Below are 16,442 nucleotides of genomic sequence, written 5' to 3' on the forward strand. Positions count from 1 at the left end.
GGAGCGGTCCATGAAACTCATTGCCACAAGCCTGTTTACGGCCCTGGGCGCCGCCGCGCTCATCGCCGCGGCGGCCGCGAATGCGGAGCCCGAGCGTCCGACGAACTGCACGGCGGCCGACCTGGCCGGAGTCTCGGCGGGCGTCGCCGCATCGACATCGAGCTACCTATTCACCCACCCGGACGTCAACGAGTTCTTCACCGGCCAGGCGGGTAAGCCGCACAGCGAGATGCAGAGCGCGGTGAAGGCCTACTTCAGCACCAACCCCGAGGCCGAAAACGATCTGCGCTCCATCCGGCAGCCCGTCGTCGACTTCCGTGAGCGCTGCCAGCTGCCACAGGAGCGCCAGCCGTGAGGCGCGCGACAGCAATGGTGACCGTTGCGGTGGCGTTCGCCGGACTGCTACCGATTGCGCAACCAATAGCCAACGCCGACGTCTGCGTAGGGGGCGGCCGCCGAATCTCGGTGAGCGGCTGCGCAAACATCGCCGACACCGTGCAGCGATACGCGCCGCCACCCGAGGACTATGCACCCTTGCCGGACGATCCTCCGCCCCCTCCCCCCGCACCGAACGTTCACGCGTGCGTGGGCTACAACGGCCGCTGGGTCAACGCCGGGACGTGCAGCCCGTAACGGCGCAATGGGCGAGCTAGCCGCCCTTTTTGAGGCTGGCGATGTACTCGATGAGTGCCGGATGCAGTCGGTGCCGGCCGAAACCGGCGTCCGGGTCCGGCCGCCAGAAGATCGGCAGGTCGTTCTTTTCGGCTGCGCGATGACACTTGATCAGCAGCTCATCATTCAGGGGTTCGGAGGCCCGCCCGATCAGTGCTGATGTGAGCTCGCCGGGCAGTGCCTTCCAGATTGCTTCCGGGTTCAGTTCCGTGGTCACACAGCGCCTCTCACTCGTACCCCGGGCGCCGACCAGCACCCGGGAGTCGCCTTTCCCGACCAGAAACTGGGTTGATCACTGCGCCACGCCGCTATCGCCCACGTCAGCCAAACTCACCTGAGTGCCGGCGGCTGTCACCGAGTCACGCAGGATGATCGCCGAAGGCTCGGCACCCTCGGGAACGTCGAACGCAATGGACGCAACGATGCTCTCGCCGGGACCGAGATCTGCGCCGAGCACGGGCTGCGAGACCGTCGGGTTCGCGCCGAAGGTTTGATCGCCCACAACAAGTTGCTGAATCGCAGGCTCGAACCTCTGCGGGGCGTCACCGTCATTGATCACGCGCACACCGACCAGAACATGGCCGCTCTGTTCGGTCTGGGTCAGCGAGAGATCGCCTGCCACCGGGGATGCCGTGACATCGGTCACGGCCAGAGCTAACTGACCAGCATGCGCCTGGCGGCCAGGTCCCTCACCCTCGGGTGTCACAGAAGCAACTTCCTGAACTAGCGTCGGCCGAGAAGCACTGAAGTTTCTGCCGTCCTCGATCCCCACCAACGTGGCAACCACGATGAAGGTCGCGATAACACCCCCGAACATCATGGGAGCTGCGGGAAAATTGCCGCTGCCGTAGTACAGAGCGGTGCCGGTCTCACCTTCCAGCGAAGGTTGAGTCACAATACTGATCCTCAATTCAGGGTAGCGGTGTAACAGCCGAGCGCCCCCCGCAATGAGTGAAAGGCTAACATCAATAGTGCCTATCGGCACGTCAGCATATTCGTTACAGGCGGCCACCAGCTGTTTGCGAGGAACTACCGATAACTCCTGGTGTCAGGACCGAATACCTTTGCTGATCCGCAGGTATAGCGGTCCTGCACCACCGAGACCAGCGACGACTACAGCGGGCGGCAGACGCGGACACTCTTGCGGGCGTCCTGTTTGCCGTTGGATATCCCCTGCACTCGGGCCAGCCGACGACCGCGATGCGGTACGCACGGCCGTTACCGGGCTCTATTCGTGGTCAGCTGTATTGGGCGGCGAGCTTGCCGATCACGGCGGTGAACTCGTCCATGGTGGTGTCGAGGATGTCTTTCACCGACTCCACCGCGCCGATGCGCCCGGCGACTTGACCGCCGAGCGGTACGAAGGTGTCCATATTGCCTCCGAAGTAGAGGTCCAACGGATTCCCGGTCTCCAGCAGTGACACCAGATCTCGCCGTTCCATCTCCTCGGTGCGCTCGCTGCGTAGCGCACGCAGGCCTGGCTTGGTCAGCCGGTTGAGCAGTACGGTGTCGGTCTCGCGGGCGGCGACGACCGCAGCCTTCCAATTTCCGTGGATGGGCGATTCGGCGGCCGACATCATCCGGGTGCCCATCTGTACCCCCTCGGCGCCGAGCGCGAACGCGGCAGCCATCGAGGCGCCGTCGCAGATGCCTCCGGCAGCGATGATGGGGACGTCCACATGCGAGCGCACCAGCGGCAGCAGCACCATGGTGGATGCACCCTTGGGGTCCTTGAAACCACCGCCTTCGACGCCTTCGACCACCAATCCGTCCACTCCCGCGTCGACGGCCTTGAGGGCTGCCGCAAGTGTGGGAACAACATGAAAGACGGTGAGCCCATTGCCTTTCAGGATCCGGGTGTACTTATTGGGGTCGCCCGCGCTGGTGGTCACGAACGTCACGCCCTGGTCCACCACGAACTGCGCGATGGACGGGTCTCGCACGAATGCCTGCGCGATGTTCACCCCGAACGGCCTATCGGTGAGCTCACGCATGGCGCGGATCTCGCCCTTGATGGCATCGAGTTCACCAGAGCTGGTTTCGATGATCCCGAGTCCACCGGCATTGCAGACCGCGCTCGCCAGCTGGGAGCGCGCGATCCACCCCATCGGGGCCTGCACTATCGGCCGCTGCACGCCCAGCATCTCGGTAACCCGGTTTGTGACCACCCGTCGAACCTACGCCGATCACTCGGGCGCCACTACAGCAGATCCGCGAGCGCGCCCGGCAGGTTGGGGTATTGAAACTGAAAGTTAGCTTCTTCCGGCACTTTTGAGGTCGCGTACCGGTGCTGATCACGCCATCGCGGTAGCGAGACTACGGTTTTCGACACATCGGCCGGGTAGAACGCGCAGAACGCGGCGTGTCGGCGCAGAAGAAACCCGCTCAGCCGAAGAACATGTTGCGCCGCCCGGCAAGCAGCCGGTACAGCGTCTGTTGAATCGTCTCGCGCACCTGGTCGGTGACGTCGAAGGTGACCATCGGGTCGTCGGCGGCCGCGTCGTCATATCCGTCCGTGGGGATGGGCGTGCCGAACTCGATGTGCCACTTGGACGGCAGCGGCACCAAGCCGACGGGTCCAGCCGCCGGGAACAGCGGGGTCACCGGGAAGTACGGCAGCCCAAATAGCCGGGCGATGACCTTCAGGTCGGCGATCATCGGGTAAATCTCCTCGGATCCGACGATCGAGCACGGGATGATCGGCGCTCCGGTCCGAATGGCTGCCGCGACGAATCCCCCGCGACCGAACCGCTGCAGCTTGTAGCGATCCTTGAACGGCTTGCCCAGACCCTTGTATCCCTCGGGGAACACGGCGGTCAGCTCGCCCGCGGACAGTAGCCGGTGCGCATCGGCGGTGCAGGCCAGCGTATGACCGGCTTTTCGCGCCAACTGCCCCAGGAACGGTGCGTCGAACACCATATCGGCGGCCAGGTTGCGCAGGGTCCGGTTGCCGGGGCAGCGGTCGTGTACCGCCACCGACAGCATCAGACCATCGAGCGGCAGCACACCCGCGTGGTTAGCCACAACCAGGGCTCCACCGGTCGCTGGAATGTTCTCTACGCCGGTCACGTCCACTCTGAACCATCGGTTGAACAATGGCCTCAGCAAAGGAAGTAAGAGTGATTCGTTGAGATGCTCATCGAACCCGAAATCATCAACGCTGTAGTCGCCGCCCACCCGGCGGCGAATGAACTCAGCGACGGCGGCAATGTTGGCCGCGAGCGCGGTCAGCGACTCCTCGTCGCCCACGTGCGCGTTGCCCTGCGCCGCACGGATCTCGTTGAGGTCATGGATCACCGCGGCAGTGTCCGCGGAGTTTTCGGCCGGCGTACCGCTTGCCAACGATGACGGGTGCCGCCTTCCGGCGTCGGCACGAGCCTCTGCCCGGCGAGCGCGTGCAGCATGGCGCTCCGAATTAGCCTGCAGTTGAATGACTTTGGCTTTTGTTTCACCGGCCATGCTTTTCACCTCCACCCTATTTCTACGAACTGATCTTCTGCGCGAGAGCCACCGCACGATCTCCTAAAGAGCGTACCCACTCTGGCTCGATAACTGGAGTGATCCCGCGGCCCCGAACGTAATCTCCAAAGGCGCCCATGGTCGTCCACTTGGGCTGATACCCGAGCTCGGTCTTCATGCGGGTGTTGTCCATCGCGCGCCCATACGCCAGCCAGTCACGCTGTTCGGAACTCAGCTCGGTGTACCTGGTGCCCTTGGTGAAGGACGCGATCGCTGCTACCGCAAACGAGGGGACGGGGATGCCGAGTTGTCCGGAACGACGGACCGCCTGCGACATCATCATCATGCCGTCGGCCGCGATGTTGAACGTGCCCGCCTTACCGGCCATGGTGGCGCGCTCGAGTGCGCCCAGCGCATCCTGCTCATGCAGCAGCTGCAGGCGGGCGTCGCGTCCGAGCATGGTCGGGACCACCGGCCCCGCCAGATAACGAGCCAGCGCGGTATCCATACCGGGGCCGATCAGGTTGGCCAACCGCAGAATCGTCACCGCGACATCGGGCCGGCGACGGCCCAGACCGCGGGCATAGCTCTCGATGTCGATGCTGTCCCGCGCGAATCCGTCGGATGGTGGGCGGCGAGCACCCATCTCTTCGGTGAACATCACCGGATCGCGACCGCTGGACCCGTACACCTGCGCCGTCGATTTGACGACGACGCGTTGCACGGTGGGCGCTTTCTGGCAGGCCGCGAACAGCTGCATCGCACCCATCACGTTCAGTTCCTTGAGCGCAGCGCGCCCACCCGAACGCGGGGAGTACGAGGCCGAGGCGGTGTGCACCACCGTATCGACCTCACCGTTGCGGATGACCTTCGCGATGAACGGGTTGCGAATATCGGCCCGCACAAACTCGGCCCGGCCCATCCTGCGCAGCAGGTCCTTGCTGGGAGCGACGGCGTCCACCGCGATGACGCGGTTGATCATCGGGTTCTGCACCAGGCGTGCAGCCAGGTAGCCCCCGAGGAATCGGCTGGCCCCGGTGACCAGCACCACCCGCGGGTAATGCAGATTGGTCTCACCGGTGCTCACGGACGAAGCCTATCCATCACAGCACCAATGGGCATCCCGAGCGGATACCCACTAACGCAAGGTTTACTTACCGAGTTTTCTGCGCTGAACCCGGGTGCGGCGAAGCAGCTTGCGGTGCTTCTTCTTGGACATACGCTTGCGCCGCTTCTTGATAACTGAACCCATGAACTCCTGCTAACTACTTTGAAATCGTCTTTTCCGTGGGCGGTGCACAGCGGCTTATGCCAGCCGTACACGAGCGCCCTAACCCCTCAAGGCTTAAAACCAGGGTGCCGCATGACTCTACCCGTTACGGTCCCCCGTCAGGAAACCGGCCGAATCGGGGGGTACCCCCCACGAGTGAGAGGTACCCATCCGCTTGCGGGGGCCTATCCAGCGTCGAAGTACGAGGCCTGCAGCAGATCGTTGACGGCCTTGGCGTGCACACGGAACGATCGGCCGACCCGCACCGCGGGCAGCTCTCCGTTGTGCACCAGCCGGTAAACAGTCATCTTGCTGACGCGCATCAGCGCGGCGACCTCGGCGACTGTGAGGAACTGAGCTTTTCCAGATTGGCCAGTAGCCGCCGCATCACGGCCCGGCTTGGCGCCGGCCCCGTCGCGCGCGGATGGCCCGTTCATTGAAGTCATCGCATACCCATTTCCCTTGGCACATGTCGTGCCGCCGATCTTCCCCATCGGCGGTACGGACACGCACGTGCTAGAAGGAGAATAGCGGGACCAGTGGGGTTACTGATACCCGTGTGGGCTAATTGATCAAGATTTGGTTAAATTACTCTGATGTGATTCCGAGCTGCTCGGAGCGGGTTTTTGCGGCTTCGACGGCCGCGTAGACGCTTGCCCGCAAACCTCCACGTTCCAATTCACGCAGCGCAGCGGCGGTAGTGCCACCCGGCGAGGTAATCGTCGCGCGAAGCTCGGCAGCGGTCGTATCCACCTCGGTGCGGGTCTGCAGTCCGGGGGCACGATTTTCGTCGGTTTCCGCCCGTTCGAGGAGCATCGCAGCGGATCCGGCCATGGTTTGGATGACCAGGTCGGTTGCGACGGGGCGAGTGAGACCCGAAGCGACCCCCGCATCGACGAGCGCCTCCACAAGCAAAAAGAAGTAGGCCGGGCCCGATCCCGACAGCGCGGTGACGGTATCCATCTGGGATTCGGCCACCTTGATGACGCTGCCCACCGACTCCAGCAGCTCGGCGACGGCGCTCAGCTGCTCGTCGGTCGCGAACCGGCCCTTGGCGATGGCGCTGACCCCGGCGCCGACGAGCATCGGCGCGTTCGGCATCACCCGTACTACCGGCGCCCCGGCGGCCAGTTTGGACTCGAAGAAGCCCGCGGAAACTCCTGCCGCCACCGAGACCAACACCTGTTCGGTCTCGCGTTCATCACCCTCCGCGTCCAGTTTCGCCAGCGCGACAGCGATCTCGCTGGTCGCGCTCTCGACATCGGATGGTTTGACCGCCACCACAATGAAGTCGGCGCCCTCGACGGCGTCGGCCACCTCGCTGACCCGGATGGAGTACGCCTCGGCCAGGGCCTTCGCCCGAGCGGGGACCTTCTCGGAAACGACGATGTCCTTGGCTTGCCGCCCGGCTCGCAGCAGCCCGGAGATAAGTGCTTCGCCGATATTGCCGCCACCGATAATTGCGATTCTGGACATGGCGACCAGCATGGCAGACCAGCTAGCGCGCCCGGAAACGGCTTTCTGGCCGGGTGCCGGGTGTCCCGCGCCCTATGTGCACGCAGATAGGCACATTCGCCTCGGTTTGTGACTCTTCGCAGATCCGGCGCCAAGTGGTGGCGCACAGCGGGGTATCCGGACTACAAGTTACATATGTCACAACCGCAGCGTCGCGTGGAGACGGACCCAGTTTCCGCACCTGAATCCGTCGGCACCGGTCTGCCTGACGGGGTACGTGGGTGGGCACAGCCCGAGTTCGACCGGGTGGTCCGGCGGTTCGCGTCCATGTATGTCGGCCACCCCGGCGGCGGCGCGCTCTGCGTCTACGTCGACGGCGAACCGGTTCTCGATATCTGGGCCGGTGAAGCACGGCCTGGCTTGTCATGGACCCGCGACACCGCCCCGATCGTCTATTCGGCATCGAAGGGTCTGACCGCCACGGTGATTCATCGCCTGGCCGACCGGGGACTACTGAGCTACGACGCTCCCGTCGCCCGCTACTGGCCGGAGTTCGCCGCCAACGGCAAGGAAGCGGTTACCGTGCGCGATGTGCTGGCGCACAAGTCCGGTTTGGCGGCGCTGGCCGCGATCGCCTCGACCCCCGAAGAGCTTCTCGACCACGAACTCATGGAGCAGCGACTCGCCGCCGTACCGGTCGGGCGCTACTACGGCAAGGCCGCCTATCACGCGATGAGCTACGGCTGGCTACTGGCCGGGCTGGCGCGAGCGATCACCGGCACCGATATGCGCACGCTGTATCGCACCGAGCTCGCGGACGTTCTCGGGGTCGACGGCATTCACCTGGGCCGCCCGCCTGCCGATTCGCCGACGGTCCCTGCGGGTATCTACGCGCAGCTCGACAAGGCCGTGAAGCTGCCCTTTCTTTCGCGCGGTCTGTCCATCGGGGCACGTGTCGTCGACTTCATGCCCGGTGCGCGGGGCGCCGCCGGAGCGATCCACCTGCCGGGAGCCGAGCGCATCGTCGCCGACGACGGACACACCAGCGCTCCCGTGTTCGACACCCAGATGGGTGCGGGCAACGCCATCTGCACCGCCCCCGCGCTGGCCAAGCTCTACGGCGCGCTGAGCAATCGGGGAAGCGTGGACGGCAGGCAGCTGCTGTCGGCCGAGAAGACCGCCGAACTCGCTCACGGCCGCGGGGGCAGGCCCAACCTTCCCGTCACTCGCGATCTTTGGGAACTCGGCTATCACTGCATCCCCGCGCCGGGTTTGGCGGGCGGTTTCGGACATATGGGCGCGGGCGGTTCCACCGGATGGGCGGACCCGAAGCGCCGCATTGCCGTTGGGCTGGCACACAACCATCTGATCCTGCGCAACCCGCTGCACAACGTGGCCTTTCCCCGGTTATGGGCGGCGACCGTGCGGAGCGCGCGCTAGGCCGTGGCCGCGAGCGCCCGCCGATCCTCGGCAGCAAAGGTGTCTTCCAGCTGGAGCGGTGAGTAGTCGAGATCGATCTCACCGAGTGGGCGCCCACGCGCGCTGCTGATGGTTCCGAACCGGCGCATTCCCTTGTCGGCGGAGTACTGCATGAACTCGTCCAGCACGAGCCCAAACGGGGTGTCGTCGCCGTACAGTCCGAAGCCTTCCTCGGTGAGACGCAACGCGATGGGGATGAGTTCGTTCATGCGGGCCTCGAACACCGGCCAGTTGGCGTCGTCGGCGGCGACATGCCGCCGGCAGGTGAAGGTGCCCCAGGCCATGTGGCGCCGCTCGTCGTCGCCGATCCGCCGGATCAGTTCCTGCATACCGGGCAGAATCCCTCGGTCCACACAAATCTTGTGCCATGCAAAGTATCCCGTGAGCGCCAGCATCCCCTCGACGACGTGGTTATACGTCACCGATGCACGAATCTGGGCGGCCGGTGACGGGTCCGTGGCCAGCGTTGCCAACGCGTCGGGAAGCTCATCGAAAAAGATCTCGCGGTATGCAGGAAGGTCGTCGAGGTAGCCGTGCAGATCGTCGCTGATCCCCACGGCGTCGAGCCAGAGCCTAAACACCTGGGTGTGCTTGGCCTCCTCAAAGGCGAACTGCGTCAAGTACATTTCGTCACCGAGCCGCCCCTCCGCGCGCATCGCCGCCATGAACGGCTGAATATCCTGCGTCACCGATTCATATCCTGCGTCACCGATTCCTCACCGGCGATGAACTGCGCGCACAGGCGCGTCGCGTAGTCGCGCTCTCGATCGCTGAGTGACTCCCAGTCCGCCCGGTCGCGCGAGAAGTCGATATCGGCAGGATCCCAGAACTTCGCATTGCCGCCGGCGAAAAGCTTGAGCGGCAAAGAATCCCAGTTGAGCCCTCCCTTGCGTAACGATCCGTAGTGTGTCCGCGTCATGAGGGCCTCCTAGTGTCGACATTGACCTAGTAACCATCCTGAGTATGAGGCAGCTCACAATCAAGAGCTCAGTTCACCCACACCTAACGCAATCCGCGCGTGATGCAGTCGGCAGCCTCCGGAGCGATGCGGCCGGGAATCTCCGTGCACTCCTACGCTTCCCGTATGCAGGGAGACCAGAGCGGTGATCTACCCGCAGGGCGTCACCGCGAGTCAGCCCCGAGACGCGCGATCAGCTGCCGCATGGTCCCCAGCGCATCCTCAAGTTGTTGGTCGTCGATCGAATCAGCAATCCGGTCAGCCCAGGGGCGTTGAGCCACGGCTATCCGGTGAACAGCCCAATTCCCCGCTTGCGTGCAGGCCAGCATTTTGGCTCGACGGTGAGCCGGATTCGGCAGGTACTCGGCAAGACCCTTCTCGACGAGCAGGTCAGCCACACGAAGTACTCCCTGGCGGGTCATCCCCATGCGACGGGCGATGTCTGGCACAGCGCGCGGGCTGTCGAGAATGGCGCCGAGAACCTGCCACCATGCGGCGGTAATGTCGCCATTCGCGGCGAGTTGTTGAGCCGCATCCAGGAACCGGGCATTGAGCCGGAAGGTCGCCAGGACGATCTCGCTCAGCAAGTCCCCGCCGTGCGTTCGCGCGGGCAGTTCAGGCCAATCTGGCGCAGGTACCCCTTCCGGAGGATGGCCGCGTATCTCGGTCACGACGCCTGCTGCACTCCGGCGAGCGTCGCGAAGGCCGCCAATTCTGCGCGGTCGAACAAGGCCTCGTAGGCGGCGAGTGTGGCTTCCGATGCCAATCCCAGGCGCCGCAAGACGGCGCACGCAAATTGGACGGGCGACTGGGGGCCAGCGGTGATTAGGTCTCCGTCCAGCACGGCACGCTCGTCGAGGTAGCGGGACCCACCGCGGTAACCGGTCGCTACGAGGTAGTCCGGCGCGGCGCTGGTGTGGTCGCGTTCGTCGAGTAAGCCGGCCCGAGCAAGCCCCGCAGTAGCCCCACAAATCGCGGCGACCGGTACCCCCGCCTCTAGGAAATGCTCTGCCGTAGTTATGAACTCGGCCCCGCCTCCGTCATCCCACATGTGCGCACCGCCGAGTATCAAGAGGTCGCTGGCCGCGACGTCGAGCTCAGACAACACTAGATCGGGAAGCACACGCAGGCCCCCCATCGTCGTCACGGGCAGGCGAGAAGCTGCGACGGTCACGATTCTCACCTTCGCCCGGGTGAAGCGGCCGGTTCTCAATTCGACAAGAAGGTGCCCGATCTCGGAGTCGGCCAGCCCGTCGTAGATGGCCACGTGAGCGACAGAAGGTGTCATCGACATGATGTTGTCAATACGACAGCATGCTGTCAATTTGGGATACCGTGGCGGCGCGACCAGCCACCACGAAACTCGCGGGCAGGCCCGCGGCGGTTACGCAGGTACGCAGATGATGACCGGGATCTCCCGGTCGGTGTTCTTCTGGTATCCCGCATACCCGGGGTTGGCCTTGACGATCGCCGGCCACAGCGCGGCCTTCTCCTCGGCAGAGGCGGTGTGCGCCGTGAAGGGACGCGCTACGTCGTCCACGGCGATCTCGACGGCCGGGTTCTTGACGAGGTTCTTGTACCAGGCCGGGTTCTCGGTGCCCCCACCGTAGGAGGCCACCAGCACCACCTTGTCGGGCTCATAGATCGGCGCGGTCAGCAGAGTGCCGCGGCGCTGTCCCGTCTTGCTACCGATGGTGTAGAGCTCCACCGGCTGCATGCCGAGCACCTTCTTGGGATACCGGCCGCCGGTGAGCGCGAGCACCGCCCGGTGTCCGTTCTCCAGGAACCATGCGCCGGTCCGGATTGCCCAATCAGGTTGTGTGCTCACAGAAATCTCCTTAAACCGGTTCACAGATGACGACGGGGATGTCCCGGGTGGTGCTGCGCTGATATCCCGCGTACGGGTTGCCGAATCCCCGGGTGATCTCCGGCCAGAGCGCAGCCTTCTCCTCGGGCGAGGCGGTGCGCGCCGTGTACGGCTTGGTCTGTCCGCGCACCGTGATCTCGACATTCGGATTGGCCACGAGATTCAGGTACCAGGCCGGGTGGTGCGAGGCGCCGCCGAGCGACGCGATCACGACAATCCGCTCCGGTGTGAAGATGGGCGAGCTCAACAAGGACGACCGGCGTTCACCGGATTTGCGCCCTATGGTGTGCAGCTCCAGCGTTGGCATGAACCCGAGCTTGTGCGGCCAGCGGCCGCCGGTCAGCTTCAACAAGGCGCGGTGCCCGTTCTCGAGCACCCAGGCGCCCCGCTCGGCGGCCCAGTCAGGCGTCTTCTGCTTGTCACCCATGGTCGGCACCCTCCAGTCGAGTAGCCCGATCAGTTTACCGGCACCATGGCGAGCTGGCGAGACTGCACCACCAGAGCACCCTCGGAGTCAATGACCGTGTGTTCGGAATCAAACCAGTGTTGGCCGATCTGGTTGGTACTGCACAACACTCGCAGCCAACCGTCCGAAGGCAGCGTACGAAGATACGTGGTCAGCTGCACGGTGGGCGCCCAGCCGAAGCGCCCCAGCGGGAAGGTCACCGGTACCGAGATATCGCCACAGACCAAGGCGAACAACCCGTCAGGCGCCATATCGCGCGGGCGTGCCCACAGCACGATCTCGGGCTTGCCCCGCTCGCTCAGGTCGCTCATCGAGCGCAGGGAGGGGCGCACGTCGATCCCGCCGAACAGATGGAAGATGTCCCCCATCGGATGGCCGGCGGCAATCGGGGCCACCCCGGGTGGCGGCTCGGCGGGCAGCTGAGTGAGCGCGGGCGGCAGGGCCGTCAGCAGGGGGCCCACATGCAGTTCAGGTGTGCCCAGCGTGACGACGGCGTGTACCGCGGTGCGTCCACCCTGGACGAGCTCCGCATCCACGAGGGAGATCTGCCTGCCCTGCTTACGGACGGACGTACGCACCTGCATGTCACCGGGAGAAGGGGCGAACAGGTAGCTCGCGCTGACGGCGATGGGCTCGCTCTCGCCCGCGGATGAGCCGCTTGCGCGAAGACCCTCAGCCAGCGTCCCTCGTGCAGCTCCCGCGAGCAGCGCGAGCATGACGCCGCCGTGCAGCTTGGGTCCGATGGTCCAGATGTCGTTTAGGTGCGCGTCAAACAGCCCGTCGCCCGCGGGCGTGAGAGACATTGCTTGCGCGAAGGGAGCATTAACCACGCCACCTATCGCACCAGATGGGTTCTGGCGAACTCCAGCGACTCCCTCAGAATCGTCTCGCGCTGGTCTTCGGTGCGCGCCGTCGAGGTGTGCACCTCCAGCACCACCTGTCCGGTGAAGTCGCCGGACGCCAGCTCCCGGCATACCTGCGCGACCGGCTGAGTTCCCTTGCCCGGCACCAGATGTTCATCGACGGACGCACCCGTGCCGTCGGTGAGATGCAGGTGCGTCAGCCCCGATCCCATCCGGCGCATCATCTCCACCGCGTCGGTCCCGGCGGTGGCGGTATGCGATAGATCGAGGGTGTAGTGGGCATGGTTGGCGTCGGTGGGGTCGAACGACGGCGCGAAGGCGGAGACTCCGATTCCGGGCCTGCCGCCGCGGCGCTTCATCCGTTCCACCGATGACTGCCCGGCACCGAACAGACGGTCGGCCCGCAGCGGGAACATGTTCTCCACCGCGACGTGTACGTCACTCGAATCCTCCAGCGAAGCAACCTGTTCGGCGAACCCTTCGGCGTACCGCCGCTGCCACCGAAATGGTGGGTGCACGACAACGGTCTGCGCACCCAATTTTTCGGCGGCCCGGACGCTGCGTTCCAGCTTCGGAATCGGGTTGGCACCCCAGACGCGCTGTGACACCAGTAGGCACGGGGCATGCACGGATAACACCGGCATGTCGTACTTGCGGGAGAGCTTCGCGACGGCGGCGACGTCCTGACTCACCGCCTCGGCCCACACCATGAGCTCCACACCGTCGTACCCGAGCCGGGCCGCGTACTCGAAAGCCGCTTCGGTTTTGAGTGGATATACCGAGGCCGTGGACAGACCAACCTTGATCGCAGGGCGCACGGTTGGATAACGCTACCTAATCCACCGACTGCAGCATGAGGACAAGCGGGCCGAACGCGATCAGAGCTCCCACCACGATCGCGATCAGAATGCTGGCCAGGTCGACTGTCTTGCGAATCACCCACAGCGAGGCGACCAGGATTGCGATGAACAACACACCCAGGATCAACGCGATGCCCTGGTTCCAGCTCCACAATTCCCGGAAGCCGAAGAAGAGGCCCGCGCCTACGGCCGCGGCCAGCAGGTACTGCGCGGCGATCCAGCTGCCCTGTAGATAGGTCTTGATCTTTTCCCGGCGGTCGGCCTTGGCTTCGGCGTCGGACTCGCCGGTGTCGGCCTCACCATCGGCGAACTGACTGGCCTCGGGTTCGGCCGGACCCCCGTGCGCGCCGACGAGCTCCTGCAGCTCGCGCTCCAGCTGGTAGTCGTTTTCTTCGCCCTCGAACTCGTCGTCCTCGACATCCTGCTCGGCGTCGTGTGAGGTCCATTCGACGGCGGGTGCGTGGGCGTACTGCTCGTACTCGTCGTCTTCTTCGTACTCCGCGTGGTCCGAAGACTGCACAGCCTCCACGGCCTCCACGTGCTCGTCTTCGTGAGTCTCCGGCTCGGCGACGACGGCCTGCGGCTGGGCGACAGGCTCGGGCTCTGGCTCCGGTGTGACGGGCTCGGGGCGAGACACCGGAGGGACGGGCACCACGGGCGCAGGCTGCGCCGTGGGTGGGGCGGGAGCGACCGCGGCGGGCTTCGGCGCGGGCGCCGGCTCAGCCGCGGGCGGTTCCTTGGGAATCGGGGAGATGACACCGGTGGCGTCGTTGAAGTCGATCGACTTGCGCGGTTCGCCGGGCCGGGCGACGGGCGTGGGGGTCGGCGGGAAGATGCTGCGAAGCGGCGACGCCATCGAGGAAGGCTGAGCCGGCGTCGCCGAAGCAGTGGTACCGCGACGCGCGGCCTCGTCGGCCATGCTGTCGCCGCCGAACAACGCATCCTCGTTGGAGCGCAGGTAGGAACGTGCTCCCGTTTCGGGCGTCTTGGGTATCTCGGGCGTCGTCGAGGTTTCCGCAGTAGGCGACGGCGCCGGATTGGGGCGCGCCCGTCCACCCTTCTTGTCACGGATGACGGGGATCTCGCCGGTCAGCTCGGCCACCGGGATCGCGTCGGCATTGCCCCGCATCCTGCGGCGGTGGCCGCTGATCTTGCCATCAGCGGCACCATTGCGTGCCAGCAGCTCGGCAACCGATACCGGCCGCTGCGTGTCGTCTGAGTCGGTCATGTCCTCTCCTACCGTCCGAGGCTGAATGTCGCCGGCGTCGCGGCTCCGAGGCCGTGTCGGACGGGTTCAGTCAACGAGTGCGGTGCCATCGGCTTCGCTATCCAGCTTGCGCAGAATTAGCCCTTCGCGCAGAGCCCACGGACAGATGTCGACCGCCTCTAGCGACAGAGCACGCATGCTTGCCTCCGCAACGAGTGCTCCGGCGACGATCTGAGGCGCCCTGTCGACACTGACTCCCTCCAACTCCGCACGGTCTGCGGTCGTCATTCGCGAGATGAACGCGATCAACTGGCGCAGTCCGCTTGCTGTAAGTGTCCTCTTAACTCGTGGTCCTGCGCCGGAAGGCGCCGCACCGGTGAGTCGCGCGAGCGACCGGAACGTTTTCGAGGACGCTACGGCCAGGTCGGGCACTCCGGCCGCCGCCATCTGTTTGGCGGCGTCCACCAGTTCCGATTCCAGCCAGTCACGCAGCATAGCGACGCGGCGTCGTCCCGGCGGATCTTCGGCCAACCACTCTCGGGTCAATCGTCCCGCGCCCAGGGGCAGGGACAACGCGATATCGGGTTCCTCGTCGACACCGCAGGACAGCTCCAGCGAGCCGCCGCCGATATCGAGGTTGATGATGCGTCCAGCGCTCCAGCCGTACCAGCGCCGCACCGCCAGGAAGGTCAGCCGCGACTCGTTGACACCGGAAAGCACGGCGAGATCCACGCCGGTTTCCTTCTTGACACGTGTCAGCACCTCATCGGAGTTGGTGGCGTCCCGAACGGCCGACGTGGCGAACGCCATGATCTCCGCGCAGCCGGAGCTGTGGGCAATCTTGGAGAACTCCTGGATGGTGTGCACCAGGCTGTCGGAGCCCTTGCGGGTGAGCTTGCCGGACTCATCGATGGCCTCCGCCAGACGCAGTGCCGCCTTGGTGGAACTCATGGGTGTGGGGTGTCCACCCCGTCGGGCATCGACCACCAACAGGTGCACTGTGTTGCTGCCGACATCCAGCACGCCTAATCGCACGCAGCACACGTTAGTGGGTCTACCGTTTACATCTGTGACGACGCTGCCAAAACAGCCCTTTGGACGTGACGCCTCCCTCGACGGCCAGGAGGTGGAGCTCGACTTCGCCCGCGAATGGGTGGAGTTCTACGACCCGGAGAATCCTGAGCATTTGATCAAGGCCGACATGACCTGGCTGCTATCACATTGGACCTGTGTGTTCGGCACTCCCGCCTGCCAGGGCACGGTTGCCGGACGGCCCGACGACGGTTGCTGCTCACACGGGGCGTTTCTCTCCGATGCCGACGATCGGGCGAAGCTCGACGACTCGGCGAAACAGCTCACCGATGAGGACTGGCAATTCCGGGAGAAGGGGCTGGGCCGCAAGGGCTACCTGGAGAAGGACGAGCTCGACGGGGAAAAGCAGTGGCGCACACGCAAGTACAAGGGTGCGTGCATCTTTCTGAACCGTCCCGGCTTCGCGGGCGGCATCGGCTGTGCCCTGCATTCCAAGGCCATCAAGCTGGGTGTCGAGCCGCTGACGATGAAGCCCGAGGTGTGCTGGCAGCTGCCGATTCGGCGGACGCAGGCATGGGTGGACCGGCCGGACGGTTCGCAGATCCTCAAGACGACGATTACCGAGTATGACCGTCGCGGCTGGGGTGAGGGTGGCGCCGACCTGCACTGGTACTGCACGGGAGACCCGGCCGCACACGTCGGCAAGAAGCAGGTGTGGCAGTCCTATGGCCCCGAGTTGACGGAACTTCTGGGCGAGAAGGCCTACGCAGAGCTGGCGGCGATGTGCAAGCGCCGCCGGGGGCTGGGACTGATCGCGGTGCATCCGGCGACTGTTGCCGCGGCACCCCACTAAC

The 16,442-nt window shown here is 65.1% G+C and carries 20 protein-coding genes and 1 pseudogene; 4 read left to right on the top strand and 17 right to left on the bottom strand.

Annotation, left to right across the window (positions count from 1 at the left end; genetic code table 11):
* The first annotated feature begins 10 nt into the window (after window positions 1-10).
* Together B4394_RS06320 and B4394_RS06325 are read left to right on the top strand one after the other, a co-directional pair.
* Window positions 11-355: a heme-binding protein gene (locus B4394_RS06320; protein WP_078308231.1), complete on the top strand. Its 345-nt coding sequence runs from the start codon at window positions 11-13 to the stop codon at window positions 353-355.
* Window positions 352-633, top strand: coding sequence for a hypothetical protein (locus B4394_RS06325; protein WP_078314500.1), 282 nt, complete (start codon window positions 352-354; stop codon window positions 631-633). Before B4394_RS06320 ends, B4394_RS06325 begins: the two co-directional genes overlap by 4 nt.
* Window positions 634-649: 16 nt before the next feature.
* Here B4394_RS06325 and B4394_RS06330 read toward each other — a convergent pair whose 3' ends face one another.
* The 8 genes from B4394_RS06330 to proC all read right to left on the bottom strand — a co-directional run bounded on the left by B4394_RS06330 (window position 650) and on the right by proC (window position 6,877).
* A complete protein-coding gene (locus B4394_RS06330; protein WP_078314501.1) occupies window positions 650-889 on the bottom strand; it encodes a hypothetical protein in 240 nt (79 codons plus the stop codon).
* Window positions 890-964: 75 nt separating this feature from the next.
* Window positions 965-1,567, bottom strand: a complete 603-nt coding sequence (locus tag B4394_RS06335; RefSeq protein ID WP_078314502.1) for a DUF4352 domain-containing protein — start codon at window positions 1,565-1,567, stop codon at window positions 965-967.
* A 343-nt stretch (window positions 1,568-1,910) separates the two neighbouring features.
* Window positions 1,911-2,840, bottom strand: a complete 930-nt coding sequence (locus B4394_RS06340; protein WP_078314503.1) for an NAD(P)H-dependent flavin oxidoreductase — start codon at window positions 2,838-2,840, stop codon at window positions 1,911-1,913.
* 217 nt (window positions 2,841-3,057) lie between these two features.
* Window positions 3,058-4,131, bottom strand: a complete 1,074-nt coding sequence (locus tag B4394_RS06345; protein WP_078314504.1) for a lysophospholipid acyltransferase family protein — start codon at window positions 4,129-4,131, stop codon at window positions 3,058-3,060.
* Between the two features lie 22 nt (window positions 4,132-4,153).
* Window positions 4,154-5,218 carry an SDR family oxidoreductase gene (locus tag B4394_RS06350; RefSeq protein ID WP_078308220.1) on the bottom strand — a complete coding sequence of 355 codons (1,065 nt, stop codon included), beginning with the start codon at window positions 5,216-5,218 and terminating at the stop codon, window positions 4,154-4,156.
* A 63-nt stretch (window positions 5,219-5,281) separates the two neighbouring features.
* The gene (locus tag B4394_RS06355; protein WP_003402602.1) at window positions 5,282-5,383 is read right to left on the bottom strand and encodes a 30S ribosomal protein bS22; all 102 of its coding nucleotides are present in this window, start codon (window positions 5,381-5,383) and stop codon (window positions 5,282-5,284) included.
* 203 nt (window positions 5,384-5,586) lie between these two features.
* A complete protein-coding gene (locus B4394_RS06360) occupies window positions 5,587-5,847 on the bottom strand; it encodes a helix-turn-helix domain-containing protein (RefSeq protein WP_078294123.1) in 261 nt (86 codons plus the stop codon).
* A 142-nt stretch (window positions 5,848-5,989) separates the two neighbouring features.
* Complete coding sequence (gene proC / locus B4394_RS06365; protein ID WP_176138286.1) at window positions 5,990-6,877, bottom strand: pyrroline-5-carboxylate reductase; 888 nt, start codon at window positions 6,875-6,877, stop codon at window positions 5,990-5,992.
* A gap of 174 nt (window positions 6,878-7,051) precedes the next feature.
* On the opposite strand from proC, the gene B4394_RS06370 reads away from it, so the two are divergent.
* Complete coding sequence (locus tag B4394_RS06370) at window positions 7,052-8,296, top strand: serine hydrolase domain-containing protein (RefSeq protein WP_078314506.1); 1,245 nt, start codon at window positions 7,052-7,054, stop codon at window positions 8,294-8,296.
* On the opposite strand, the pseudogene B4394_RS06375 reads toward B4394_RS06370, so the two are convergent.
* From B4394_RS06375 to B4394_RS06415, 9 genes and pseudogenes are all read right to left on the bottom strand, one after another.
* Window positions 8,293-9,254 (bottom strand): annotated as a pseudogene (locus B4394_RS06375) (R2-like ligand-binding oxidase). The gene B4394_RS06370 and the pseudogene B4394_RS06375 sit on opposite strands and share 4 nt — an antisense overlap.
* A 203-nt stretch (window positions 9,255-9,457) precedes the next feature.
* Window positions 9,458-9,964: a MarR family winged helix-turn-helix transcriptional regulator gene (locus B4394_RS06380; RefSeq protein WP_502688374.1), complete on the bottom strand. Its 507-nt coding sequence runs from the start codon at window positions 9,962-9,964 to the stop codon at window positions 9,458-9,460.
* Window positions 9,961-10,581: a DJ-1/PfpI family protein gene (locus tag B4394_RS06385; protein WP_078314621.1), complete on the bottom strand. Its 621-nt coding sequence runs from the start codon at window positions 10,579-10,581 to the stop codon at window positions 9,961-9,963. Before B4394_RS06385 ends, B4394_RS06380 begins: the two co-directional genes overlap by 4 nt.
* Window positions 10,582-10,677: 96 nt before the next feature.
* Complete coding sequence (locus B4394_RS06390; protein ID WP_078308208.1) at window positions 10,678-11,121, bottom strand: nitroreductase/quinone reductase family protein; 444 nt, start codon at window positions 11,119-11,121, stop codon at window positions 10,678-10,680.
* Between the two features lie 10 nt (window positions 11,122-11,131).
* The gene (locus B4394_RS06395; protein WP_078308204.1) at window positions 11,132-11,587 is read right to left on the bottom strand and encodes a nitroreductase/quinone reductase family protein; all 456 of its coding nucleotides are present in this window, start codon (window positions 11,585-11,587) and stop codon (window positions 11,132-11,134) included.
* 29 nt (window positions 11,588-11,616) lie between these two features.
* Window positions 11,617-12,456, bottom strand: coding sequence for a thioesterase family protein (locus tag B4394_RS06400; RefSeq protein ID WP_078314507.1), 840 nt, complete (start codon window positions 12,454-12,456; stop codon window positions 11,617-11,619).
* A gap of 5 nt (window positions 12,457-12,461) precedes the next feature.
* On the bottom strand, window positions 12,462-13,307 hold the full coding sequence (locus B4394_RS06405; RefSeq protein WP_078314508.1) for a sugar phosphate isomerase/epimerase family protein: 846 nt from the start codon (window positions 13,305-13,307) through the stop codon (window positions 12,462-12,464).
* Between the two features lie 16 nt (window positions 13,308-13,323).
* Entirely contained in the window at window positions 13,324-14,577 is a 1,254-nt protein-coding gene (locus B4394_RS06410) for an Rv0497 family membrane protein (protein ID WP_078308197.1), read from the bottom strand.
* Window positions 14,578-14,643: 66 nt separating this feature from the next.
* Entirely contained in the window at window positions 14,644-15,591 is a 948-nt protein-coding gene (locus B4394_RS06415; RefSeq protein ID WP_078308194.1) for a Ppx/GppA family phosphatase, read from the bottom strand.
* A 34-nt stretch (window positions 15,592-15,625) separates the two neighbouring features.
* Here B4394_RS06415 and B4394_RS06420 point away from each other — a divergent pair, with 34 nt between their 5' ends.
* Window positions 15,626-16,441, top strand: a complete 816-nt coding sequence (locus B4394_RS06420) for a DUF3109 family protein (protein WP_078308532.1) — start codon at window positions 15,626-15,628, stop codon at window positions 16,439-16,441.
* Window position 16,442 lies beyond the last annotated feature (1 nt).

Source organism: Mycobacterium sp. D16Q16, from assembly GCF_002013745.1.
Taxonomy (GTDB): domain Bacteria; phylum Actinomycetota; class Actinomycetes; order Mycobacteriales; family Mycobacteriaceae; genus Mycobacterium.